Origin of the sequence: Olsenella sp. An188, assembly GCF_002160255.1 — a bacterium.
Taxonomy (GTDB): Bacteria; Actinomycetota; Coriobacteriia; order Coriobacteriales; family Atopobiaceae; genus Thermophilibacter; species Thermophilibacter avistercoris.
In genome coordinates this window covers 105,819-129,150 of sequence record NZ_NFKF01000007.1, presented here as the reverse complement: position 1 = coordinate 129,150, position 23,332 = coordinate 105,819, and the positions used below count along the sequence as shown (strand labels likewise).

Sequence of the window (23,332 nt, the reverse complement as noted above, 5' to 3'; positions counted from 1 at the left end):
CTTCGCCGAGGGCCTCGCCGAGACCATCGCCTGGTACCGCGACAACGAGGACTGGTGGCGCCCCGCCAAGGAGGCGACCGAGGCCAAGTACGCCGCCCAGGGGCAGTAGGGGGGGCGGCGGGAGGTCCTGCTCGCCGCGGTAGCCCGAGCCCTGAGTCCCGAGCCCGCGCCCTAGCCGCGCACCTCGTCCACGTACGAGGGCTTCTCCACGAGCGCCCCCTGCGCGTCGTCTATGGCGGCGCGCAGCTCGCCCGCGCGCTCGACATACTGGCCGATGACGTAGCGCAGGTCCGGCTCCGCAAGGTCCTCGAGCAGCTCGCGCGCCACCTCGACGCCCGTGCCAAAGCGCTCCGGCTCGCAGCGGGCCTCGGCGAGGTCCACGATCCGCTCAAAGACGCCGCGCTCCTCCGGCCGCACCTCGCGCAGCCGCACGAGAAACTCGAGCTGCTCGAGCTCGCACATGATCTCCCAGAGACAGAAGAGCATCCGGTCGGCCGCCTCGCGGTAGCGGGCGAGCTCGGCGATCTCGCGGTCCTTCTCGCCGCGTGCGCCGAGCTCCTCCACGAAGCCGGCCGCCTGGGAGTGCACCATCTGAAAGTGCAGCAGCGTCTCGGACGAGACCACGGTGTCAACGCGGTGCGTGAGCGTGGCGCGCACGAGCTCCCAGTAGCGCGCGACCATGTCGAACATCTGCCGCACGTTGGCCGCAAAGAGGCGCCGGTCCGAGGTGGGGCACACCAGCCGGTTGACGAGCGCCACGGTGACAACGGCCAGCGCGAGGCTCGCGAGGCGCATGGTGGTGGCGTACGTGTCGTCTATGGAGACCGAGGCCATGGTGACCGCGTAGGCGGTGGCAAAGAACGCCGAGGTAACCGAGCCCGGCGTGGAGGCGTAGAGCGGCGCCACGAGCACCGTCCCCAGGACCATGATCCCCGTCCAGCCCAGGTTGAGCAGGGCCACCGCGTGCACGAACATGCATCCCAGCGCCGTCCCGATCATGCGGGTGCGCATTCGCCGCGAGCTCTCGTCCGGGAAGGGCTGCAGCAGCAGGAAGGCGTGGAGCACGTACCAGTAGAGGTGGTCGACGGGGAACAGCAGGTTACACAGGCAGCTCACGGCAAGCACCGCGCCGCAGCGCAGCGAGAAGCGCATCTCAAAGGAGTCCAGGCTCGGCCGCTTGCGGAAAAGCGTGACGCGCGCCCGGTCGGCGATCGACATGCGCCACACCCTCTGGTAGGGGTCCGCGGCGGTGCGCAGGACGAGAACCACCATGTTGAGGTAGCTCTGCCAGAAGATGCGGAAGCGTCCCTCCTCGGGCAGGGGCCCCGTCGCGGCAAGAAGCCCGCGCGCCTCGTCGAGGATGCGCCGGCAGGCGTCCTCCCCGCCGATCCGCAGGGCCGCGTCGAGCTCCCGGGTGAGGCGGGCGAGCGTCCGCAGGGCCCCCGCGTGCTCTGCGCGCCTGCCGCCCTCCCAGTCCGCGCTCCCGGTGAGGTAGGCCGTGCGCTGCGCGAGCGTGGCGAGCATGTCCAGGAGGTTGACCACCTCGGCCGGCGCCGACGAGTCCTCGCGCGTTGAGTACGCGAGCTCGGCGAAGTCGCGGCGCAGGCGCAGGAGCTCGCTTCTGAGGGCCTCGCTCAGGCCCTCGTCGGCCAGGCGGTCGAGGTCGTCCGCGAGGCGGTGGACGTGGCGGTGGAGCCGCTCGCGCGCCTGCTCTCCGCGGCGCGTGACGAGACCGCCGACCACGAGCGAGGCGGTGAGCACCACGCAGCAGGTGGCGAGCACGGCGGCCTGGGTGGCAAACGACCCCACGAGGTTCTCGGGCCTGAGCTCGAGGAACGCAAAGAGCATGGTGTAGGGGAAGTAGCGCTTGGGGTTGAGCTGGCTCGAGCGCATGAACACAAGAAGAAACGGCATGCAGAGGTTGACGACCACGCACGCCACGAGGCCCGAGACCGCAAGCCGCGCGCCCACGAGCGCGAGCGCGCTCACCAGGAAGAAGCGCGCGTACTGGCCCGGCGAGTTGTACTTGCCCAGGCGAACCTCGAAGAGGGTGGTGAACGGCGAGACGGCGAGCAGGTACTCGGACCCAAACCCAAGCTGCACCACCCAGTACAGCGCGATGAAGAACGCGATGGTGGGAAGCGTGCCCACGAGTCGCGCGCGCCGCCTGTCGAGCCACACCTGTGCGCTTTCAAGCCTCACCCCGGCCGCCCTTCTCTGCGTCCCCTGACGATACCGCAAGACGCGCGCCGGCGTTTTCGGGCCTACACCCCCATCGCCTGCATGACGAACATGATCACCGTGAGCACCGCCACGGCCACGATCATGAACCAGGTCAGGGCGTTCCAGGCACGGCCGTTGACGTGGCGGCCCATCACGTGCCGGTCGCTGGCGATAAGGACCATAAAGACGAGAAGAACGGGCAGCAGCACGCCGTTGATGACCTGGGCGACCATCATGATCGCGAAGAGGTTGACGTTGGGGACCATCACCACCACCGCGGAGATGGCGATGACCGCCGTGATGATGCCGCGGTAGGCGGGCGCCTCGGCCCAGCTGCGGTCCGCGCCGCGCTCCCAGCCAAAGGCCTCGCACACCGCGCTCGACGTGATGCCCGGCAGCACGCAGGCCGCCAGGAACGAGGCGCCCACGAGCCCCGCGCCAAAGAGCGCCTCGGCGTACCTGCCCACGAGCGGTGCCAGGGCGGCCGCGGCGTCCTCGGCCCCGTTGACGGCGATCCCGGCCGGGTGCAGCACGGCGCCGGTCGTGAGGATGATGAACCAGGAGATGAGGCTTGCGGCCACGGCGCCCGTGACGGTGTCGACGCGCTGGTAGGGGAGGTCCTCGGCCCGCGCGTTCTTCTCGACCACGTTGGACTGGGCCAGGAAGAGCATCCAGGGGGCTATGGCCGTGCCCACGCTCGCCACCAGCAGCGAGAGGTACTGCGGCGAGGCCTCGACGTGCGGGACCACGGTGTGCAGCAGCGCGTCGCCCCAGTCCGGCCCCACCATGACGCCGGCCACGATGTAGGTGACAAAGACGCAGGCAATGGCGAGAAGGACCTTCTCGATCCGCCGGTAGGACCCGCTCATCGTGAGAAGCCAGATGGCGAGCGCCGCCACGGGCACGCTCACGTACACCGGGACGCCAAAGAGCGCCAGGCCAGACGCTATGCCCGCGAACTCTGAGAGGGTGACCGTGGTGTTGGAGACGAGCAGCGCCAGCATGGCCACGGCCGAGAGCCTCACGCCGAACTGCTCGCGGATGAGCGAGGCGAAGCCCTTGCCCGTGACGCAGCCCATGCGCGCCGCGGTCTCCTGCGCCACGATGAGCAGGAAGCACATCACCGGCACGGTCCAGAGCTGGTTGAAGCCAAAGAGCGCGCCCGCGTTGGAGTACGTTGCCACGCCGCCGGCGTCCGCGCCCGCGAGCGCGGCCACCATGCCCGGGCCCATCGCGGCGATGATCTTGCGCGGCTCGAGGCGCGCCCGGGAAGACGCGTCCCTCCGCCCCCTGCCCCACGCCACGGCTAGACCGCCATCCCCGTGACCGCGGCGGCCACGACCGCCGCGACCGAGAAGACCACGACGGCCAGCACCATGGCGGCAACAGAGAGCGTGAAGCCCGAGGTCTCCTTGTTGGCCTCGTCCCTGTGACGCAGGATGGCCAGGTAGACGGGCGTGGTCGCAAACGAGAAGAACGTGGATGCGGAGGCCGCGATCCCGCCCGCGGCGAGCGCCGTGCCGACGGTGCCCATCTCCGCGGTGGGGAGCGCGCCCGCGAGCGCGAGCTCGTGCAGCACGCCGACGAGCGCGGAGACGATAAGCGACACGAGCACGGCCGAGACCGCGCCGACGCCCACGCCGCGCAGCGAGAAGCCGAGCATAGAGGGCACGTCCTCGTCGTCCGGGTCGTGCTCCAGGAAGAAGTTGGTCACGTAGCTCACGGAGTCGTCCGCGAGCACGAGCGCGACGGCGAGCGGCATGGCCATTGCGACGACCTGCGGCGGCGTGAGCCTGCCGCCCAGGGACGGGACGAGCGCGGCCGCGGCTGCCAGCGCGAGCACGCCGAGCGCCCACAGCACCACCCAGACGTTGCGGCGCACGAGCCAGATGAGCGCGCTCGCGCGCCCGGAGTCGTCCGCGTCCGCCGAGCCGCCCGCGACGCGCAGGTCCTCGGCGTGCTCCTCCTCCAGGACGTCGAGCGCGTCGTCGACCGTGACGATGCCGAGCAGGCGCCCCTCGTCGTTGACGACGGGCATGGCCAGCAGGTTGTACTTGGCGATGTCCTCGGCCACGTCCTCCTGGTCGTCCTCGGGGCTGGCGGTCACGAGGTCCTCGGTCGCCAGCTCGGAGAGGCGCGTCTCGCCGTCGGCCACGATGAGGCTGTTGAGCGTCACCACGCCCGAGAGCTTGCCGGCCTCGTCCACCAGGTAGACGTAGCGCACGGACTCGAAGTCCTCGTCCAGGCCGCGCAGCAGCTCCACGGCGTCGCCCACCGTGGCCCCCTCGTCGATGGTGGCGACCTCGGAGGTCATGATGCGGCCCGCGGTGTTCTCGCGATACCCCAGCAGCTGGCGGATGGCGCGCTGCTCCTGGACGCCCATCAGGCGCAGGAGCTTCTCGGCCTTGTCGTAGTCGAGCTCGGAGACGAGCTCGGCGGCGTCGTCGGGGTCCATCTCGGAGAGGATGCGCGAGGCGTCGCGCTCGTTCATGTTGTCCATGAGCTCGGCGGCCATGGCGTCGTCGTCGAACTCGGCCATCGCGCCGGCGCGCTGCTCGTCATCGAGCTGCGCGAAGACCTGGCCGCGCAGGCGCGGGTCGAGCCGCTCGATGATGTCGGCGATGTCGGCGGGGTGCATGTCGTCGAGCGTCTTGTGGGAGACGGAGAGCTTGACGTTGGAGAGGTCGCGCTCCACGAGGTCCATGTAGCTCCACGCGATGATCTTCTCGGGCATGGGGTGGCCGAAGGAGCGCGCGAGCTTGAGCGCCACGCGCTCGAGGGCCGGGTGGAGGCTGCGCAGCAGGCCGCGGGCGCCCACCTCGGCGCCGAGCAGGCGCAGCTGCGTCGAGCTCGTGTCCGAGAGCTTGAGGTCGTTCACGCGCACGACGCGCATGCCGTGGGTGTCCACGATCTGCTTGTTGAGGATGTCGCGGGCCAGGAGCACCTCGTCGGGCTGCAGGAACGAGAAGCGCAGGTCGGTCGAGACCACCTTGAGGTGGACCTCGCGCTCGTCGTAGGTGTCCACGAACTTTCGCCAGCTCACCATGATCGGGGTGCGGCCCGGGCCCATGAAGGCCAGGCTCGTGATGCGGGGGAAGACCTCGCCGGTGGCGATGCCGAGGTCGGAGACCGTGCCGACCTTCTCGCCGTCGGCGTCAAGAACGGGGTTGCCCAAGAGCTGGGACAGGTAGATCATGCGCGCTCCTAACGTGTCGCGTGGGGCGACGCGCGGGCGCGCGCCGCAGGGTCATCGACTGTGAGGTCGAGGTTTCATGCGGGCCCTTCTCTTGGGGGATGCCGTGATTTTCCACACGACATTGTAGCCCGCGGGCCTCGCGGGGAGGCCGACAATTGTCCGGTCACGCGGCTATCATGGGATGCGTCGAGAGGGGGTCGCGTGTCAGGAAGGGCCAAGAAGAACCGCAGCACGGCACGGCGTGTCGCCCGCGTGGCGGGCGGGGTGCTCGCCGGCGCGGTCGTGGTCGGGCTCGCGGCGGCCACGGTCGCCATGGAGCTTCTCGGTGACACGGTGAAGTCCTTCCTGGCCACGGACGTGGTGGAGGTGACGGAGGAGGAGCGCGAGGCCACGATGGCGGCCGGGCGCGCGCTCGCCGAGCGCGTCGAGGGCGAGGGCGTGGTGCTCGTGCGCAACGAGGACGACGCGCTGCCCCTGCCCGCGGGCACCGACCGCGTCAACGTCTTCGGGTGGGCGTCCACGCAGTGGGTTGGCTCGGGCTCCGGCTCCGGCCAGGTGACGGGCTCCGTGACGGGGCTTCTCGACGCGCTCTCCGAGCGGGGCGTGGAGTACAACGCCGAGCTCACGGACATGTACCGCAGCTTCTACGGCGAGCGCGCCTGGAAGGGCTCCGGCGCGCTCAACAGTCACGACACCGAGTACTGCCGCCTCTACGAGCCGCGTCTCGACGACCCCACGTGCTACTCCGAGGCGCTTCTTGAGAACGCGGAGGCCTACTCGGACACGGCGATCGTGGTCATCGGGCGCGTGAGCGGCGAGTCCATAGACTGCCCCGACGCCCAGTACAAGGTGCGCGACCGCGGCGGGGCCCTCACGATCGACGCCACGCGCGGCTACCTCGAGCTCTCGAGCGAGGAGGAGGCGCTTCTCGCCTACGTCGGGGCGACCTACGAGCACGTGGTCGTGGTGGTCAACTCAACCAACACGATGGAGCTCGGCCAGCTCGAGACCATCCCCGGCATAGACGCCGCGCTGCTCGCCGGTCCCACCGGCGAGGTGGGCGCGCGGGCGGTCGCGAGCGTGCTCTGGGGGGACACCAACCCCTCCGGCCGCACGACCGACACCTACGCATACGACTTCAGGACGGCCGCAAGCTGGGCAAACGCGGGCGAGAAGGGCGAGGGCTCCTACATCGGGTCGCGCGCGGCCGGGCTCTACCCCGCGGACGGGACCGCCAACGTGAACGTGGGCGTGCCGGAGACCTACGACACGGTGCGCTTCGTGGACTACGCCGAGGGCGTCTACGTGGGCTACCGCTGGTACGAGACGGCCGACGCCGAGGGGTTCTGGGACGGCGTGGACAACGAGCACGGAACCGGCTACGAGGGCGTCGTCCAGTACCCCTTTGGCTTTGGCCTGAGCTACACCGACTTCTCCTGGGAGGTGGTGGGCCGCTCTCCGGGCGAGGGGTTCCGCGTGGGGCGCTCCACCACGTACTCGGTGACGGTTCGCGTGACCAACACCGGCGACGTGGCGGGGCGTGACGTGGTGCAGCTCTACTGCTCGGCCCCGTACAGCCCGGGCGGCATAGAGAAGGCCTCGAGCGTGCTCGTGGACTTCGAGAAGACCCGCCTGCTCGAGCCGGGGGAGAGCCAGGAGGTGACCCTGTCCTTCCTGCTCGACGACGTGGCCTCCTACGACTGCTACGACGCCAACGCAAACGGCTTCTGCGGCTACGAGCTCGAGCGCGGCGACTACGTGGCCGAGCTCAGGCGCGACGCCCACACCCCGGCCGAGTGCCCGGGCGCGCGGACGACGCTCTACGTGGGGGAGACCGAGCTCTGCGAGCAGAGCCTCGAGACGGGCGCCGAGGTGCGCAACCGCTTCACGGCCGACGACGCCGTTGACGGCGTTCCCGTGGACGGCTCCCTGACCGAGGGCGCCGTGGTGACGGGACCGTCCTCGACGGTCGAGCGGGGCCCGGGCGCGGCGGCCGGCATCACCTACCTCACGCGCGCAGACTTCGAGGGGACCTTCCCGCGCGTGGCGGACGCCGACCGCGTGATGGACGACGCCGTGGCCGCGCTCAACCTCTACGACGACGAGCAGGTCGCGGCCGACGCCGCGCTCTACGAGGACAGCCTCGCCACGTCGTTCGTCCAGCCGCTCGTCACCTCGGCAGGCTCCTACTGGCAGCTCGGAGAGGACGGGGAGCTCACCGACCTGGGCTACGAGCTCGGCAGCGACTACGACGACGCGCGCTGGGAGATCGTGCTCGACTTCGTCTCGCTGAGCGACATGCAGCGCCTCGTGCTCCACGGCTACCTGGCCACCGGCCAGATCAGCGGCATCGGCAAGCCGCTCACCAAGGAGGTGGACGGCCCCGCGCAGGTCGGCTCGTTCAACCAGCTCTCCTACGGCGTGGGATACCCCGCCCCGACGGTGCTCGCGCAGACCTGGAACCCGGGCCTCGCGCGCGAGGTGGGCCGGCAGCTCGGCCTCGAGGCGGCGACGCTCGGCGTCGACGGGCTCTACGCCCCGTGCGCCAACCTCCACCGCACGCCGCTCGGCGGCCGCAACTACGAGTACTTCTCGGAGGACCCGCTCGTCTGCGGGACGATGGCGGCGCAGGTGGTGGGCGGAGCGCGCGACGCGGGGACCTACTGCTTCCTTAAGCACTTTGCCGTCAACAACCAGGACTCCTACCGCGACTCGCTCTACACCTGGCTCACCGAGCAGTCCCTGCGCGAGCTCTACCTGCGGCCGTTCCAGATTGCGGTCGAGGGAGGCGCCACGGGCCTCATGAGCTCCTACAACCGCGTGGGGGCCGTCTGGGCGGGCGGCAGCCGGTCGCTGCTCACGAGCGTGCTGCGCGAGGAGTGGGGCTTCGAGGGCGCTGTCATCACGGACTACGCCGACCACCAGGACTACATGAGCGCCGACCAGGCGCTGCGCGCGGGCGGTGACCTCTACATGGACGGGGTCTTCCGCAACGGGTCCTTCTCGTACGGCTTCGCGCAGGAGGAGCTCTCCTCGGCGCGCGGCACCGACCGCGCGGCCGCGGCGACGAGCTACCTCACCAACCTGCGGCGGGCAACGAAGAACGTGCTCTACGTGTGGCTCGAGGCCCGCGCCGCCAACCTGGACTACAACGCGGCGGCGGCCGAGGCGGGGACGGCGCCGATCGAGCGCCCGGTCAAGACGGCCGGCCCCAACTACGTGGGCACCGCGCTCGCGCTGGCCGACGCCGTGGCGGCGACGAGCGTGGTCGCCTGGGCGCATCGCGCGCTCCGGCGCCGCCGCGAGAGCCGCTAGCGGGCGCCCGGCGCCGTTTTGGGTGCTTCTGCCCGCGTCCTGGTCGGTTGTCGGTGGTTTTTGTCGCCACCCGTGAGTATCGTCGCGGTACGGCGCCAAAAAAGCGCAGGTAGCGAAATGCTACCTGCGCGGTGACACTTGCGGCACCCGTCAAAAACCACTGACAACCGGCCGGAGGGCCCTACACAGGGCCCCGCAAGCGCCAAATCAAGCCGCGAATCCCCTAGAAGCGCACCTGCGGTGCCTCGCGCGCGTCCGGCGAGGCGGCCTCGAAGCCGTTGCGGGGCTTGAACTTGCGCCCGGCGACCAGGCTGCCGGGGAAGGTCTCGATCGCGTTGTTGTACTCGAGGACCATGTCGTTGAAGCTCATGCGCGCGTAGCTGATGCGGTTCTCGGTGTCCGCAAGCTCGCTCTGGAGCTGCGCGAAGTTGGCGTTGGCCTTGAGGTCGGGGTAGTTCTCGGCCACGGCGAAGAGGCTCCGCAGGGTGTCGGTCAGGGCGTTGGAGGCCTCCATCTTGGCCTCGGGCGTGGGCGCGCTGTCAACGGCGGCGCGCGCCTCGGTCACCGCCGCAAGGGTGGCGGACTCGTGCGAGGCATACCCGCGGACGGTCTCCACGAGGTTGGGAATGAGGTCGCTTCTGCGCTGGAGCTGTGCGTCGATGGTCTGCCACGCGTTGTCACACTTGTTGTCCGCGGTGACGATGCCGTTGTAGATGCTGACCCACACGACCACCAGCACCACGACCACCGCGACGGCGATGACGGGAACGACCCAACCGGGCATGGCTCCTCCAATCCGACGAGGCGGCCTCGTCACTCGGGGCGCAGAATGGCGGGCTACGTGCGAGTTAGCGCGAACACCTACGCCTACGGTCTGCGCAGGGGCTTCGCCCTGCTCGTCACAGGTGTGACGCTGTAGGACATTCTACAACAGCTGGTTCACGCGTGCCTGCACGGCGTCGTAGAGGCTTCCGAGGCGGCGCTTGCGCTCCTCGCCGTTGCCGTAATCCCCACGGATGACGGCGCGGGCGAGCGCGTCGATGTCGGCACCGCCGGAGGAGCCGCCCGACGCACCCAGCAGCTCGTTCACGCGCGCCTGCACGGCCGCGTAATTGGAGCCGAGGGCCTTCTTACGGGCGTCGCCGTTGCCATACTTCCCGGCGATGACGTCGCGCGCCATCTGGTCGATGTCGACAGAGGGCGAGGAGGTAGAGCCGCCGCCGTTGAGGATGCGGTTCACCTCCGCCTGCACCTCGGCGTACCGGTCGCCGAGTGCGGCCTTGCGGGCGTCGCCGTTGCCGAACTCTCCCGCGATGACGCGGTTCGCGAGGTCGGCGACGCTTCCGGACGGCGCGGAGGAGCCGCCGGAGGTCGAGGGGCCCGACGCCCCGCCGAGGCGGGCGGTGACGGTGCGGGCGAGCTCGGCCATGCGGCCCTTGAGGTAGGGGCCGGGACAGTTCGTGGACGCGTACATGTAGTGGCACGTGAGCGAGCCGTCCGTGCCTCCCGTCCATACGAGCGACTTCATGCCGTTGCGCCGGCAGATGTCCACGCAAAGTTCCACGAGCTTGTTCCACGCGGCGTCCGACACGTGCCAGTTGCCGCCGATCTGGTCGTTCGCAACCTCGATGGTCACGGCGCGGTGGTCGTTCCACGCAGAGGAGCTTGCCCACGAGCGGTCCTTCTCCTCGACGTACATGCCCACGCGCCCGTCGGAGCCGATGCCGTAGTTCGAGGATGCCTGCCGGGAGCTGGGTGCGAAGACGTTGCCACAGGTCTCGACGGATAGATTCCCCGCCATGTGGTGGACGGTGATCTTGCTGATTGGCTGGTTTCGCGGGCTGTTGCGGTTGGGGCTGATGCGCGTGTAGTTTACGAGGGGGCTGTTACTCATCATCCTCACCCTTCCCGTTGGAGAGTTCTTCGATGCACTCATCGGACAGCTCGTTGCCGTCCACGTCCGTCAGCTTATCGTTCTCATCTGCCATAATGGCCTCCTCTCAGTCCGTTGAAGGTCCCCCACGCCACCGCCTCAAGCTCCTCGCGCGTCCACGGGCGCTCGGAGTTCGCGGCGTCGTCGGGGTCCCTAACCCAGTAGTTGCCTTCATCGTCCACGTCCCAGATGAGGATGATGTGGCCGCCGTAGGAGCGGTCCCCCAGCGGCCCCTCCATGCCGGCCATGACCACCCAGCCGTCATCGACCATGGACAGGGCCTCCTCGATGCGCCAGACCTTGCCGGAGTACTCGATTCCGTACTCGGGGTAGTTGGCCACGATCCACTCGCAGAACTTGGCCATGTCGTTCACGCGGTCGGTCAGGCACTCCTCGCCGACCGCGCCGGACAGCGCGAGCGGCGTCACGTCCTGCACGGTCAGGTACTTGATGGCCATGGCTGCGCAGGTCAGCCCGCAGCCGTACGTCTCGATGGTGCCGTCCGAGTAGGGGATGTCCGCCCACTGCGGGTCGGTCTGCAGCCACAGGGGCATCCAGTTGCCCCCCGGCACCGGCCGGTCGAGCACGATCTGCTCCTGTGCCTCCTGCCTTCCGCGCTCGCGCGCCTCGGCGAGCGCCTGCGCGTCCTGCCCGGCGTGGTCGAGCATGAGCCATCCCCACCAGCAGGTCGCGGCGAGCGCGCCGGTCAGGAGCGCGGCCGCCAGCTTGAGCCTCGCCATGGCGCGCCTACTTGCTCTTGAGGGCCTTGAACTCGGACACGCCGATGAGCGCGCCGATGAAGAGCCCGAAGATGCTGCAGGTCTGGCTGATCTCGTCGGGCATCGGCAGCCCCCAGATTCCCGCCAGCGCCTGGTAGAAGACGGCGACGAGCGGCAGGAGGAGGAGCGCCGCCCACTTGAGGGCGAGGTACAGCTTCTCGGGAAGGACGTACTTAGGGTAGTCCTGCACCTCCGCGTCCTCGGGGATGTCGATGTTTTCGGTGGTGTACTCGGCCATTTCGGCCTCCTTTCCTCTAGGCCACGTGCGCGGCCATGATCTCCTTGTAGAGGGCGGTGCCGGAGCCGTTGCCGCCCAGCACGTCGTGGTACTCGCGGAAGACCTCCTCGGCCTCCTGCTTGTCGGCGGGCGTGCAGGGAACGCCGTCCACCACGTAGCGGCGGTGCATGTCGGCGAGGCGGCAGTAGAGCAGCGTCTTGAGAATCTGATGCGTGGTTTCGCGGTCCTGAGCGGCCTCCTTGCGGGCCTCCTCGCGCGACCTGTCGGACTCAGCCTTCGCCTGGGCGCGCTCCTTCGCTGCGCCCTTGATGCCGCCCATCGCCCAGCCGACGGCGATGCTCACCGCAGACGTGACGGCTGTGACGGCCACCTGCGATAGAAACGGGTCCATGGGTCACCTCCCCCTGTCGTGTCCTTCGGGGGCATCATCGCGGAGGTGTCGCATGAAAAGAGCGCCCCCGAAGGGGCGCTCTTGGTGAGCGGGCGCTATGCGGGCTCCCACCACTCGTCCTTGGTGGGCTCCGACGTGTTTCCGTCGCGCTTGGAGACGTACACGGGTCCGTCTGCGTCCGGGTAGTGCACCTCGTCCCCCGTGTTGTAGGCGTCGTGGGCGCCGGTCGGGGCCTGCCATACGGGGATGCCGTCTCCCGCGAGGGAGATGTTCGTGTAGAGGTTCTCGGTTCCCGTGGCCCTCGGCTCCCACTGCCTCTGTGACGTGTGGTCTTGGTTGACGACGTAGACCTCGCCGTTGAAGTAGAGGCGCTGCCCCTCGACGTAGGGCGTGTCGGGGTACCACTTGTCGCACAGGCCGGGCGCCATCGTTGCGAGCTCGTCGGAGAACGAGGCGACCCGCGAGCGGGCGATCTTGATGATTCCGCGCAGCGTCTCTTCCTCTTCCTCTGTGAACGCCATGCGTCCTCCCTTCGCTGGACTGCTCTGCTTTGCAAAGCATCCCCAAGGTGTCGCATGGCGGTCCCTAGGCCGCCATCTGGAGCGGCGTGTCACGCCTCATCAGGGAGAACCCCCCCCCCGAAGCGTTTTCGGTCCCGAAGAGCTCGCGATACAGCGCGTCCATGCTGAGCACGGTCCGATGCGCGTCGAGCCTGAGTATGCCGCCCCGCCAGCTCTGGTACGAGATCTCCACCTGCTCCCTGGTTATCTCGCCCCTGTCGAGCATCCTCCTCATCGCCTTGAGCTTGCGGCGTTCCCTCGTCACCGAGTCCCGGCAGGGGCGAACGACCACCCTTCCCGTCGGCGTGTAGAAGAAACGCTTCTTGAGGAACCGGAACCCGCGCGACAACTTCACTATCCGGGTCTTCCTGTGGTTGATCTTGATTCCCAGGTCCTCGCACAGTATCTCAATGCAGGCCAGGACTACCCGCAGCTTCTGCTTGTCCATGTCGATGTAGTAGGAGTCGTCCATGTAGCGGCCCGTCGCCTCAAGCCCGGGCATCTCCTCTGCCCAGTGGTCTATGCGGCTGGGGAGGGCGACCGCGAGCGTCTGGTTCGGCTCGCTTCCCAGGCCCAGGCCGACGTCCCCGTGCGCGTCTATGAGCGATTCCGTCAGGGCGATTACCCTCTCGTCGTCGAGGGCGCGCCGCACGATTCCCTTGGCTGCATCGTGGTCGATGCTCGCGAAGTAGTCCCGGAAGTCCACGAGCAGGATGTAGCCCTCGCTCCCGTGCTTGCGCCAGTGCCGGGCGAGCTGTTTCTTCAGCCGCCGTATGGCGTAGTCCGTGCCGCGACCCGATATGTTCGCGCTGTTGCCGGACGTGAACGCCGGCACGATCGCGGGGACGAGGGCGTTCCTCGACAGTGACTTGTGGATGACCCTCTCCGAGAAGTGGACGCTCGATATGTGCCTGAGCTTTCCGCGCTCCATTATGTCGAACTCGGTGAAGCCCCTTCTGATGTCGTTCCCCGCCAGCAGGTCGTCGTGGGCTTTCGAGATGTTCCGCAGCACCCTCATCTGGTACCTCTGAACGGAGGCCTTCCACGCCACGCCCCTCTTGGCCTTGGCGGCGGCGTCGTACAGCGAGTTGAGGTCGGCCACCCTTTCGAGCGTGCATCCCTCTATGCGTTTGCGGCGCTTCTCGGCGCGCTTCTCCTCGCGGCGCCTTCTTCTGGCCGCCCTGCGGTCGTTCGAGTTCATGAGGGCACCCCGCACGGCTCGCAGTGGCGTTCTGGCAGCCGCTTGCAGGACGGGCATGAAACCGGGGTGAACGCCGAAGCCGGCCGGCCATGCAAGAAGCGTCCGCCCGCCTGCGCGGGGTGCATATTTACGGCCTTGCGGCCGATGGTCACGCCTTCCTTCCTCAAAACGGCTCTGCTTTCGGCCTCGCGGCCTACTCGGTCTGGCCAGGCTCGGGAATCAGGGGCGGGGGCGAATCCAGTCATTCGAGGCGGAGTTGTTGCTGGCATTGCCATTGCCGTTGACATTGCAGACGTTCGACGACGAACCGCCATGAGCGACACGGAGCCACCAGTTGACGCGATTTCCAAGGCGTAACCGAGCGACATTATACCGAACTCAGCCTCTCGATCTCGGCCTCGGCGTCCCTGATGCGATCCTCGACCGTCTGCTTCCCGATGAGGCGCGTGTTTTTCCTCTTGCTCTGCAGCTTCCCGATCTCGGCGTCGGCCATCTTGATTAGGTTCTCAAGCCGGTTCACGTTTATGGGGAGCCCCGCGTCCTTCATGCACTGCATGTCGAGGAGAAGCTGTTCGCAGTCGGCGATTGCGAGGGTGAGGTATCTCCTCCTCTCAAGCACGTTGAACGAGCTGGAGGGGTAGAAGTGGTAGGCGCGGTTTATGTTGGCGACCATGCTGCGCGCCGTCTCGGCGGTCGGGACTCCTATGAGGAACCTGCAGGACTTCGGCACGTCCTTCTCGTTCTTGACGATGCGGACGACCTCGACCCATATCTTCCTGGCGAGCTCGAAGTAGTCGAGCTCTGACTCGCTCCTGTCCTTCTCGAAGACACCGCTCACAGCGCACCCCCGTCCCTTGATTTTTGAAAATTATATCCGGCCCGCTTCGCGGGCAAAGGGCAAGGCGACCGCCAGAGGCGGTCGCCGTTGCGGAAGATCGTCTATCGGCTGAATTCTCAGCCGATGAGGAAGCAGGGGCGGGGGCGAAGCCAGTCATCCGAGGCGGAGTCGATGCTGGCATAGCCATAGCCGTAGACACTGCAGACGGTCGACGACGAACCGCCACGAGCGACACGGAGCCACCAGCTGACGCGACTGCCGTTGATGCGATCCCTCGTCTTCTTGAAGATGGGGAACTGACAGTCGTATCCGACGGACCATCCCTTCGTCCCCCAAACCGTGCAGCCGTAGACCTCCATCTCGGAGGGTGACCACACGGTGCCGAGGTCCGCCCAGCTCCACCTGCCGGACTCGGTGAGCCCGCCGGAGCTGCTGTACCGCTCTTCGAGAAGGGCGCGGTGGACCATGATTCGGTCGCGCACGGCCTGCGGCAGGAGGTTGTAGAAGACCTCGGTTTCCCACTTGTGCAGCTGGCTCGCCAGGTAGGGGTGCTTCTCCGCTGCCGTTCCCTGGTTGGTGGCGGTCGAGTTCCACTTGATGTGCCCGCCGTTGACCGCGTACGAGCCGGTGACGGTCACGGGCGCGCTCGCCATCATCACGATGTGGTGGCCCCTGACGTGCCCGTCGTCCCCGCATCCGTAGTAGGGGTCGATGGCGGCGACGAGCGCGCGGAACGGAACCTCGTCGGTGAGGGTGATGTCGATGTAGTCGCCGATGCGGATGCCCGAGAAGTTCCCGGCCTTCGTGCGGGACTGCAGCCACTCCCACACGTCGCCGTACTCCGACACCTCGTCCGCGAACGTTGCCGCAAGGTCGCGCCCGGGGTACAGCCCCGCCTCAAGCTGGTATGGGTACTCCGCCACGTCGGCCAGGCCGCCGGACGTGGCGAACGGCACGGTCCTTGCCGCGCCGCCTCCCGGAGCGAAGTAGACGACGCCCTTCTCCGCGTCGTAGACGTTGCAGGGCTCCACGATCTCGTCCCCGTTCACGTCCTCCCCGGCGGTGTCTCCGCCCGATTCGACGAGGTAGGTGATGAGCTTCGAGCTGAGCGAATCGACGCCCGCGCACGCGTCAGAGATGCCGCCCTCCATGCGGTTGAGGGCGTCGGCGTTGATGGGGGTGTTCCCCGCCGCGTCGTTGGCCCACTCGCGCGACTCGTAGTTGATTGCCATGCTATGCCTCCTGTTCGGTCTGGCTGCCTTCGGACTCCTGCGGCTCGATGAGCGACGCGGCCAGCTTGTGGGATACCCACTGGCCCGTCCCGCCGGGGTACAGAGCGTCGCCCGGGAACAGCCCGTCGCTCGGGTAGACCCTCTCGGTCTCGTAGCACCGGATGTCGGTGATGGTGTGCGTCCCCTTGTCGTCCACGAGCCACGCGTTCCCGTAGACCCTCGGGGGCTCCTCGCTCTCCGGGCTGATGAACATCGTCGGCGCGCTCTCCCCGTCCGCCCCGTCCTTGCCGGGGGCGCCCCTGGGGATGTCGAAGTCGATGTAGACTTCGCCTCCGGCCATCTCGGGCTTCCTCACGGTGACCACGGGCGTCGAGCCGCTGGGGATGGACCTCACCTCCCCGACGTTGAGGTTGAACTGCGAGACCGCCGTGTGCAGTTCGAGCATGAACTGGTCCGTGTCGATCTTCGCGAACGGCGTCACGGGCCCGCACATGAGGTTGTCGAGACGGTAGTCGGAGAGCCCGCCGCGCCAGTCGATGCGCGCGAGCACGAGCTCCCACGTCGAGTTGTTGCGAACCGGCGAGTAGGTCGGCGACTCCGTCAGCACGGAGTAGATCGCCCCGTCCCGGTACTTCGTGTCGTTCCTCAGCGCCACGATGATGTAGGCGTACTGGCCGGTGCCTATCTCGTCCTGGTCGATCACCTCGGCCGGCGAATCGACGGGGATGATCCTGTGCCCGGCGACCGCGCCGCCGGTGCCGACGCTCCAGGTTCCCGCCTCCGACGTCACCGACAGGGCATCGCCGGCCGCCGTGAAGACTCCGTTCGAGAAAAAGGCGCCGATGACCTCGGCGAGGTCGCTGGCGTTGTATGCCCTGTCGTAGACGGGCAGGCCGTCCTCGCCGATGGTCATGAGCGAGTCCATCGGGTAGACCCGCGTGATGGATGTGACCTTTGCCACGGCATCCCTCCTCGTCTGGTCAGCGGAGGCGCATCAGCGCGCGCGATACGCGGCTGATCGCCTTCGAGCCCAATGAGACCTCAAGTGTCGTCCCCTCTTTCTTGACCACCTCGCGCACCTCCTCGATTCGGGCGGAGCACGACACGCCCGCCTCCGGCACGTCCGCCTCGCAGGTGTCCGCGAGGTCCCACGTGCTGCCGTACCCGCTGCCGAGGACCGTCACATCGACGGCGAGGGCGGGCATGTGGTCGTAGGCCCGCAGGAGCCCGGCGTCCTTCGCCTCGGATGCGGCGGGCTCGTCGGAGCACAGGGACGACACGTCCTCGGTCGCCGACGCCTGCCACATGGTCTCCGGGTCGAAGCCCGGGACCTCGACCTCGACGCTCACCGCCTCCGCGCCCTCGCTCGCCCCCTTCGCGTAGGCTATGACCTTGGAGCACGAGACCGAGTAGTCTCCCGAGTAGGACGTGGCCTGCGCCGTGGCCATCTCAAGGCTGAAGACCATCACGGGGCGCTCGCCCTGCCCGCGCGTCCTGTCCAGGCCGTCCACAATGGAGAGGCTGAGGGCCCCGCGCTCCCAGTCCAGGGCGAGGGTGGGATAGGCCGACTGGGCGGCCGTGACGGCGTACACGGCATCCATCGCCGTGGTCTTCTCGTCCGCCCTGATCGTGTACGAGGAGCCCGCCCCCTCCGTCCCTGCCCCCAGCACGATCTCCGGGGCGTCCGGCATGGGCCACGAGCCGAAGGCCGCAGCGACCGCGCCGCGCCATCCGTGACCGGACGCGGCCGCCCCGGACGGGCCGAAGCTCCTGTAGGCGAGCAGGCACTCGGCGAACCTCCCCGACATGCTCGCCGCCTCGCCGCTCTCGTCGTCGGAGTACTTGACCTTCTCTACGAGCCCGACCTCCGGCCGGTCGCCGCGCACCAGCAGGTACCTCCCCGGCCAGGGGACCGGCACGTCCCCGACCAGCTGGACGGAGAAGCTGCCGCACGTGGACAGCTTCCTCGTCCACTGCAGGTTCGAGTACGGCAAGTTGGCAACCATGAGCGAGATCTCGCCCGAGCTTGTCACGCGGTAGATGCTGATGACCGCCATGGCCTCGTCGATCATATTCCCGTGTACCTTTCCCTAATCGACGGCACGACCTGCATGGATGCGTCGCCCGACTCTGCGGACCACTCGACGTCGTACCTGCCCACGCCGATGCTCGCGGCGAGGGTCGAGCCCGGCTTCACGAGGTGGCTCACGTTCTCCCCGTTCAGCGTGATGGACGTCGGCCGGCTCTCGAAGTCGAGGACGAGCTCGTCGCCGTCCTGCATGCTGACGAGCACGGTCACGTCGAGCACGGCCGCCCCGGAACCGTCGAGCACCCTGACGGAGGGGTTCCTGACCTCACCGCTCGCCGATATGGTGAAGCGAGGGTAGGTCGGGACGTGCCCGCCGTTCACGAGCCTCGTGGCGTGGCTGACTATTCCGACGATGAAGCCCGCGACGTGGCTCGGCCCCGCGACGCGCGACTCCGGCTCCGGCGCCACGCGGTCCACGAGCGACACGAACGGGAACCCCCGGCGCCTCTGGGCCTCGGCTAGGTCGTAGCCGTGCTCGTCCTCTGAGAGCCAGAACGGCTGCGTGCACAGGCAGGTCCACGTGACCCTCGTCGGGAGGGCGAGGCTGCCCAGCTCGACCTTGAGCGCGTACTGGCGGCCGGTGAAGTGCCTCGTCCTTCCGAGCAGCGAGCACCGCACGACGTACTCCCTGTGCGGGATGAAGAACGCCATGGCCTCGTCGCGCGCCTCCGCTCGGTCGAAGCGCGCGGCGAGCACCATGGTCCGGTCCTGCTCCGGCGTCCGCTCCCTCATCGGAAGGGAGCCCTCGTACTGTGCGTACGCCTGCGTGGCGACCTCGTACGTGACCCCGCCGAAGTTCTCAAGGCCGCCGACCTCGACGCGCCAGCGCGTGCCGTCGGCGAGCAGCCTCGGGTTCTCCTCCCCGAGCCCGTCGTCGCGCTCGATCTCTATCACGAGTGGTGATTTGCTCATGTCTCAGCCGCCAATCCGTATCTCTCGCTCAAGCGCACGGCGCGGGCGACCTCGTCGGGCGACTTGATGGGCTGGTAGAAGTTGAAGTTCTGCGTGACGCCGCCGCGACCCTCGCGCGACCCTCCAAGCGCGGACACGATGCCCTCGGCCACCGCCTCCGCGAAGGGCCTGACCCTGCTCCCGGATAGCGGGACGACCGCCTCGGGCCCCGCCTCGCCGACGCCGATGACGCTGGGGCCGTTGAACACGCCGCCCTTCGCGTACCACTCGATGCTCAGGCTCGGGATGACGCCGCGCAGCAGGTCGCCGATCTGCCATCCGGACGGGCTGACGCCGAAGTGCGGCATGGGGATGTGCGGCCAGGAGATGCGGAAGTTGAAGAAGCCCTTGATGGCCTCGATGGCGCCGCCCACCACGTCGCGCGCCCCGTTGATTGGCCCCTCTATCGCGCTCTTGATGCCGTTGAAGATGCCCTGCACGACGGACAGCGCGAGGTTGAGCCCGTTCTGGATGGTCGAGGTTATGAAGTTGATGGCGCCCGTCACCACGGCTCCGGCCGCGTCGAGCGCGCCGCCGATGACGGTCTTGATGCCCTGCATAATGGCGTCCACGCCGGCCTGCATCTGCGAGAAGTCGCCCGTCACGAGCCCGACTATGAAGCCGACGACGGTCTGGAAGATGCCCTGGATTATCTGCCACGCGCCATTGATGATCTGCGTGACCCCGTTCATCACGCCCGTGATGGTCTCCAGTATCACCTGGAAGGTGTTGGCGACGTTGGAGATGAGCTGCTGCAGGATCGGCACGGCCACGGCGATGATGAACTGGAACCCCTGGCTCACTATGGGCATGATGACGTTCATGGCCGTGCTCACGGCGTTCTGTATGGCGGCCCACGCCTGCTCCACGTAGGGCCGAAGCTGGTCGATGACTCCCTGGATGGTGCCCCATATGGCGTTCCAGGCCTCCGAGACCGCCACCCGGAACCCGTCGTCGGTGTTCCACAGGTAGACGATCGCCGCCGTGAGGGCCGCGAGGACGCCGAGCACGATTCCGACGGGCCCGGTGAGTGCGGTCAGCGCGCCGCCGAGCGCCCCCGTTGCCCCGCTTGCGGCCCCGGTTGCCGCAGTGGCCCCTCCCAGCGCGGAGGTGATGGCGGGCAGCACGGTCACAACGTTGCCTGCGACCGACAGCACCGGTCCGACGGCGGCGAGTATGCCGGCGAGGGCGAGCACGGCCATCTGACCGCCCTCTCCGATTCCGGAGAACCACTCGCCGAAGGCCTGGATGCATCCGGCCACGTTCGTTGCGATGTTGAGCAGCGGCGTGCCCAGGGGCTCGATGGCCCCCATCAGCTCGCGCATGGCGCTCTGCGCCTTGCTCGCAAAGCTGTCGGACGCGGTGTCCGCCGCCTCCTGCGCCGCCCCGGCCACGTCGCCGTACTTGTTCTCGACGCCCGCGAGGCTCGTGATCATGCCCATGGCGTTGTCCTCGCCCAGGCTCGACCACAGAGTGGAGGCGAGGTTGGCCTTCTCATAGCCGTCGGGCATCTGCGCCAGCTCTCCCATGACGGCCTCGAAGACCTGCTGGCCGGTCGCGCCGCCCTCCTTCCAGCTCTGGAATAGCTTTTGGGTGGAGTCGCTAAACCTCCCGATGTTCTCGTCCATGCGGCCGTCTGACAGGCTCGTCTGGAACTCGTTCAGGAAGTCGTTGACCTTGTCCAGGTTGTACGCGCCGTTCTCGGTGCCGGCCTTGAGGATCGAGAAGTACTCCTCGGCGGAGAAGCCCATCTGCGCGAAGCGCGGGCCGTACTCGGCGAGGTTGTCGCCGAGCTCGTCTGAGTAGTTGAGGCCGTCCTGGGCGCCGGCCACGAACAGGTCCATGGCCTCCTGCGCGGACAGTCCGAAGCCGTCCATGAGGGCGTTGATGCCCCGCACGCTCTCTCCGACGTCCATCCCCAGCGTGTCGGACAGCGTGAGGGCCGCCTGCGTGACGTAGGTGAGGTCCACGTCGTTGAGGTCCCCGATGCTCTGCCGTACCGTGATGAGGGCGTCGTCAACGGCGTCGAGGGACTCCCCGAAGCCGTTCTCGTAGATGGACTCCCCCACGTCGCCCAGGTGCTCGGCCTCCTCGGCCGTGAGCCCGAGGGCGGACTGGATGCGAGCCGTCGCGCTCTCGTAGCTCGACGCCGTCGTCATGGCGGCCGTGCCGGCGGCGACGATGGGCGCCGTGAGGCCGACCGTCGCGGCCGTGCCGGCGCTCTTGAGCGACCCCGACAGCTGCTGCGCCGCCTGGTCGCCCTCCTTGATTCCCTTCCAGCTGACCTTGTTCAGGCTCTTGTTGACGTCGCTGACGCCCTTCTCGACCTTGCTTGAGTCGAGCACCGCCTGAATGACGACGGATCCGTCCATGCTCACCTCGCTGCGCGCTTGAGTGCGGCGAACGCATCGGCCATCGCCGCGTCTGTCCCTTCTGCTGCGCCGCGTGAGCTACGGCTCTTTCCCAGTGCGAACGCCCGATGCAGGCGCTCCCACTCCTCTATCTCCTTGCGGTTGTGCTTCGTGGCCTTCGGCCTCGTCCTAGGGTCCCGGTAGTAGATGGCGCGCCCGAGCGGCGTGTCCGTCCCGCAGCCGCCGACGAGCGCCACGAACTCCGAGAAGCTGATCTCCGCGCGCGCCCTGTCCCAGTCGAGGCCGTAGGCCATGCGGAAGCTGGTGCGGATGAGCGCGGCGTCCTCCTCCGGGTCCCATAGGGGCTCCTCGTGGGCCCGGTCACCCCTGAGGTCGATGCCGCAGACGTCCCACACCGCCGACTCGATGAGCCTGGAGAACTCCACGGGGTCGTAGTCGCAGGCCGTGTAGGCGTCCGCCCAGTCGGCGAAGAGCGAGCGCACGACCGTCTCGCCGCGCTCGTCCTCCGGCATGCCCTCGTCCCGGAGGGCGGCTATCAGGCTCAGCACCGTCATGGCGTCGTCGCGCACGAGCACTTCCGCGCCGCCCCACTCGTAGGGCGTCGCGCTTCCGCCGCCTGGCAGGGCGACCCTCCGGGACGTGAGGTCCGTGGCTATCACTTGCGGTGCTTCTTCTTGCCGCCTTGGAGCACCTTGGACGGCGCCTTGCGCTGCGCCTGGAGGAACGCCTTGGTCTTGGCGCTCTCCTGCGAGTAGTAGAGGCCGCACGCGCGCAGCTGCTCGTTGGTCGCTCTGCGCCCCAGCAGCATGAGGAACTGGGCGAACACCTCCCCGAGGGCGCTGGTGTACTTGGCGGGGTCGATGGCCTCGCCGTCGCCCATCCACTCAAGGAGCCTCTGGTAGCCGTCTGCGCCGATGAAGGCGACGATGACGCGCTTCTGCAGGTGTACCATCATCTGGGTGACCTCGGCGCGGTCCTCGTCCGACCTCGCCGTGGCCGCCTTGGCGTTGAGGCTCTGCGCGCGGTCGATGGCGTTCGCTACCTTGCCGAGCATCGCCTCCATGCTCTCGTCGTCGAACCACACGCGGAAGTGTGGCGTGTCGGGGTTCTCCACCGGGTCCTCGAAGTAGATGTCCTCGTAGGGCCTCGACGCCTTCAGGATCTCCATGCTGCTCCCTTCTCTGCCCGTGAGCTAGGCACAAAAAGAGGGGCGCGGGCCGCTCACTTGCCCGCGCCCCCACATGTCGGAGGCTATGAGAGGTGTCGCCGTTTACTTCTGGGCGAGGGACTGCTGGTTGGCGGCGGTCACGGTGACCTTCACCGTGACCATGACGGACGGCTTTGCCGCGCACCGCGCCGTGACGTCGCAGGAGCCCTGGGCCACGCCCGTGACGTTCCCGTCGCTGTCTACGGTGGCAATGTCGGTGTTTCCCGACGCGAAGAAGCACTTGGGGTTCGCGGTCTCCGGGGTGACGGTCGCCACGATCTTCTGCTTCTCGCCGACCGCCACGGAGACCGCCTCCGCCTCGACCTGCTCGGGCAGCTTGAGCTTGTTCGCCGGGGTGTAGCTCGGGCGCCCGTCGGTCGCGATGGTGCAGCTGAACGCGCCGAGGCCGCTTGCCTCTCCCTGTCCGCTGTTGGGGGTGAGGCCGAGCAGCGTGCAGTCGCCCTCGATGACGTCGCCGTTCGCGGCCGTGTGCCGGAACTGCGTCTTGCGGCCCTCGCCGGTTTCGAGCGCGCAGCTCGTGATGAAGTCCTGGGCGGGGTCGCCGTAGCAGCGGTCGCCCTCGACGGCGTACTGGATCTGCGTGCTCGTCACGTCGGTCGTCGGCACGCCGTAGCCGTCGTAGTAGTCCTTGTCCTCGGTGCTTTCGTTTCCGGAGGGCGTGATGGACGTGATGCCGCGCGACAGGATCGCCCACGTGGGCTCTTCAGCCCCGGGGGTGATGTTCACCTCCAGCGCGTTTGCGTAGTTTCGGGCAAACCCGAGGTCGCTCTTTGCCATGGCCGTTCC

20 protein-coding genes and 1 pseudogene are annotated in these 23,332 nt (G+C 68.2%); 1 reads left to right on the top strand and 20 read right to left on the bottom strand.

The window, feature by feature from the left end; all coding sequences use genetic code 11:
- Window positions 1-171 precede the first annotated feature (171 nt).
- The 3 genes from B5F23_RS08470 to B5F23_RS08460 all read right to left on the bottom strand — a co-directional run bounded on the left by B5F23_RS08470 (window position 172) and on the right by B5F23_RS08460 (window position 5,419).
- Window positions 172-2,202: an FUSC family protein gene (locus tag B5F23_RS08470; RefSeq protein WP_143786395.1), complete on the bottom strand. Its 2,031-nt coding sequence runs from the start codon at window positions 2,200-2,202 to the stop codon at window positions 172-174.
- Between the two features lie 62 nt (window positions 2,203-2,264).
- A complete protein-coding gene (locus tag B5F23_RS08465) occupies window positions 2,265-3,455 on the bottom strand; it encodes an Nramp family divalent metal transporter (protein ID WP_087353704.1) in 1,191 nt (396 codons plus the stop codon).
- Between the two features lie 74 nt (window positions 3,456-3,529).
- Window positions 3,530-5,419 carry a magnesium transporter gene (locus tag B5F23_RS08460; protein ID WP_087353701.1) on the bottom strand — a complete coding sequence of 630 codons (1,890 nt, stop codon included), beginning with the start codon at window positions 5,417-5,419 and terminating at the stop codon, window positions 3,530-3,532.
- Between the two features lie 201 nt (window positions 5,420-5,620).
- Here B5F23_RS08460 and B5F23_RS08455 point away from each other — a divergent pair, with 201 nt between their 5' ends.
- The gene (locus tag B5F23_RS08455) at window positions 5,621-8,734 is read left to right on the top strand and encodes a beta-glucosidase (protein WP_241145838.1); all 3,114 of its coding nucleotides are present in this window, start codon (window positions 5,621-5,623) and stop codon (window positions 8,732-8,734) included.
- A 223-nt stretch (window positions 8,735-8,957) separates the two neighbouring features.
- Here the strand turns inward: B5F23_RS08455 and B5F23_RS08450 are convergent, their stop codons facing one another.
- The 17 genes and pseudogenes from B5F23_RS08450 to B5F23_RS08375 form a co-directional block, all read right to left on the bottom strand.
- Window positions 8,958-9,518: a LemA family protein gene (locus tag B5F23_RS08450; protein WP_087353698.1), complete on the bottom strand. Its 561-nt coding sequence runs from the start codon at window positions 9,516-9,518 to the stop codon at window positions 8,958-8,960.
- 141 nt (window positions 9,519-9,659) lie between these two features.
- On the bottom strand, window positions 9,660-10,628 hold the full coding sequence (locus tag B5F23_RS08445) for an N-acetylmuramoyl-L-alanine amidase (protein WP_087353727.1): 969 nt from the start codon (window positions 10,626-10,628) through the stop codon (window positions 9,660-9,662).
- A gap of 83 nt (window positions 10,629-10,711) precedes the next feature.
- Window positions 10,712-11,407, bottom strand: a complete 696-nt coding sequence (locus B5F23_RS08440) for a C39 family peptidase (RefSeq protein WP_087353695.1) — start codon at window positions 11,405-11,407, stop codon at window positions 10,712-10,714.
- 7 nt (window positions 11,408-11,414) lie between these two features.
- Window positions 11,415-11,684, bottom strand: coding sequence for a phage holin (locus tag B5F23_RS08435; RefSeq protein WP_087353692.1), 270 nt, complete (start codon window positions 11,682-11,684; stop codon window positions 11,415-11,417).
- A gap of 16 nt (window positions 11,685-11,700) precedes the next feature.
- The gene (locus B5F23_RS08430; protein ID WP_087353689.1) at window positions 11,701-12,075 is read right to left on the bottom strand and encodes a hypothetical protein; all 375 of its coding nucleotides are present in this window, start codon (window positions 12,073-12,075) and stop codon (window positions 11,701-11,703) included.
- Window positions 12,076-12,170: 95 nt separating this feature from the next.
- Complete coding sequence (locus B5F23_RS08425) at window positions 12,171-12,596, bottom strand: carbohydrate-binding protein (RefSeq protein ID WP_087353687.1); 426 nt, start codon at window positions 12,594-12,596, stop codon at window positions 12,171-12,173.
- A gap of 64 nt (window positions 12,597-12,660) precedes the next feature.
- Window positions 12,661-13,836, bottom strand: a complete 1,176-nt coding sequence (locus B5F23_RS08420) for a hypothetical protein (protein ID WP_087353724.1) — start codon at window positions 13,834-13,836, stop codon at window positions 12,661-12,663.
- A gap of 219 nt (window positions 13,837-14,055) precedes the next feature.
- Window positions 14,056-14,169 (bottom strand): annotated as a pseudogene (locus tag B5F23_RS10105) (DUF6273 domain-containing protein); the annotation flags it as partial.
- Window positions 14,170-14,203: 34 nt separating this feature from the next.
- Window positions 14,204-14,674, bottom strand: a complete 471-nt coding sequence (locus tag B5F23_RS08415) for a hypothetical protein (protein ID WP_164484261.1) — start codon at window positions 14,672-14,674, stop codon at window positions 14,204-14,206.
- A gap of 116 nt (window positions 14,675-14,790) precedes the next feature.
- Window positions 14,791-15,906, bottom strand: coding sequence for a DUF6273 domain-containing protein (locus tag B5F23_RS08410; RefSeq protein WP_087353684.1), 1,116 nt, complete (start codon window positions 15,904-15,906; stop codon window positions 14,791-14,793).
- A 1-nt stretch (window position 15,907) separates the two neighbouring features.
- Complete coding sequence (locus B5F23_RS08405) at window positions 15,908-16,867, bottom strand: hypothetical protein (RefSeq protein ID WP_087353680.1); 960 nt, start codon at window positions 16,865-16,867, stop codon at window positions 15,908-15,910.
- Between the two features lie 19 nt (window positions 16,868-16,886).
- Window positions 16,887-17,978: a Gp37-like protein gene (locus B5F23_RS08400; RefSeq protein WP_087353677.1), complete on the bottom strand. Its 1,092-nt coding sequence runs from the start codon at window positions 17,976-17,978 to the stop codon at window positions 16,887-16,889.
- On the bottom strand, window positions 17,975-18,907 hold the full coding sequence (locus tag B5F23_RS08395) for a phage distal tail protein (RefSeq protein ID WP_087353674.1): 933 nt from the start codon (window positions 18,905-18,907) through the stop codon (window positions 17,975-17,977). Before B5F23_RS08395 ends, B5F23_RS08400 begins: the two co-directional genes overlap by 4 nt.
- Window positions 18,904-21,318, bottom strand: coding sequence for a phage tail tape measure protein (locus B5F23_RS08390; RefSeq protein ID WP_087353671.1), 2,415 nt, complete (start codon window positions 21,316-21,318; stop codon window positions 18,904-18,906). The genes B5F23_RS08395 and B5F23_RS08390 overlap by 4 nt, the downstream gene beginning before the upstream one ends.
- 2 nt (window positions 21,319-21,320) lie before the next feature.
- Complete coding sequence (locus B5F23_RS08385) at window positions 21,321-21,977, bottom strand: Gp15 family bacteriophage protein (protein WP_087353667.1); 657 nt, start codon at window positions 21,975-21,977, stop codon at window positions 21,321-21,323.
- Entirely contained in the window at window positions 21,974-22,486 is a 513-nt protein-coding gene (locus B5F23_RS08380; protein WP_087353665.1) for a hypothetical protein, read from the bottom strand. Before B5F23_RS08380 ends, B5F23_RS08385 begins: the two co-directional genes overlap by 4 nt.
- A 102-nt stretch (window positions 22,487-22,588) precedes the next feature.
- On the bottom strand, window positions 22,589-23,323 hold the full coding sequence (locus tag B5F23_RS08375) for a phage tail tube protein (RefSeq protein ID WP_087353662.1): 735 nt from the start codon (window positions 23,321-23,323) through the stop codon (window positions 22,589-22,591).
- Window positions 23,324-23,332 lie beyond the last annotated feature (9 nt).

Excerpts from the sequence above, each read along its gene's own strand:
- B5F23_RS08465 (WP_087353704.1), bottom strand. The coding sequence starts at position 3,455 with ATGGGCCCGGGCATGGTGGCCGCGCTCGCGGGCGCGGACGCCGGCGGC.
- B5F23_RS08460 (WP_087353701.1), bottom strand. The coding sequence starts at position 5,419 with ATGATCTACCTGTCCCAGCTCTTGGGCAACCCCGTTCTTGACGCCGAC.
- B5F23_RS08450 (WP_087353698.1), bottom strand. The coding sequence starts at position 9,518 with ATGCCCGGTTGGGTCGTTCCCGTCATCGCCGTCGCGGTGGTCGTGGTG.
- B5F23_RS08445 (WP_087353727.1), bottom strand. The coding sequence starts at position 10,628 with ATGAGTAACAGCCCCCTCGTAAACTACACGCGCATCAGCCCCAACCGC.
- B5F23_RS08440 (WP_087353695.1), bottom strand. The coding sequence starts at position 11,407 with ATGGCGAGGCTCAAGCTGGCGGCCGCGCTCCTGACCGGCGCGCTCGCC.
- B5F23_RS08435 (WP_087353692.1), bottom strand. The coding sequence starts at position 11,684 with ATGGCCGAGTACACCACCGAAAACATCGACATCCCCGAGGACGCGGAG.
- B5F23_RS08430 (WP_087353689.1), bottom strand. The coding sequence starts at position 12,075 with ATGGACCCGTTTCTATCGCAGGTGGCCGTCACAGCCGTCACGTCTGCG.
- B5F23_RS08425 (WP_087353687.1), bottom strand. The coding sequence starts at position 12,596 with ATGGCGTTCACAGAGGAAGAGGAAGAGACGCTGCGCGGAATCATCAAG.
- B5F23_RS08420 (WP_087353724.1), bottom strand. The coding sequence starts at position 13,836 with ATGAACTCGAACGACCGCAGGGCGGCCAGAAGAAGGCGCCGCGAGGAG.
- B5F23_RS08410 (WP_087353684.1), bottom strand. The coding sequence starts at position 15,906 with ATGGCAATCAACTACGAGTCGCGCGAGTGGGCCAACGACGCGGCGGGG.
- B5F23_RS08400 (WP_087353677.1), bottom strand. The coding sequence starts at position 17,978 with ATGATCGACGAGGCCATGGCGGTCATCAGCATCTACCGCGTGACAAGC.
- B5F23_RS08395 (WP_087353674.1), bottom strand. The coding sequence starts at position 18,907 with ATGAGCAAATCACCACTCGTGATAGAGATCGAGCGCGACGACGGGCTC.
- B5F23_RS08390 (WP_087353671.1), bottom strand. The coding sequence starts at position 21,318 with ATGGACGGATCCGTCGTCATTCAGGCGGTGCTCGACTCAAGCAAGGTC.
- B5F23_RS08380 (WP_087353665.1), bottom strand. The coding sequence starts at position 22,486 with ATGGAGATCCTGAAGGCGTCGAGGCCCTACGAGGACATCTACTTCGAG.
- B5F23_RS08375 (WP_087353662.1), bottom strand. The coding sequence starts at position 23,323 with ATGGCAAAGAGCGACCTCGGGTTTGCCCGAAACTACGCAAACGCGCTG.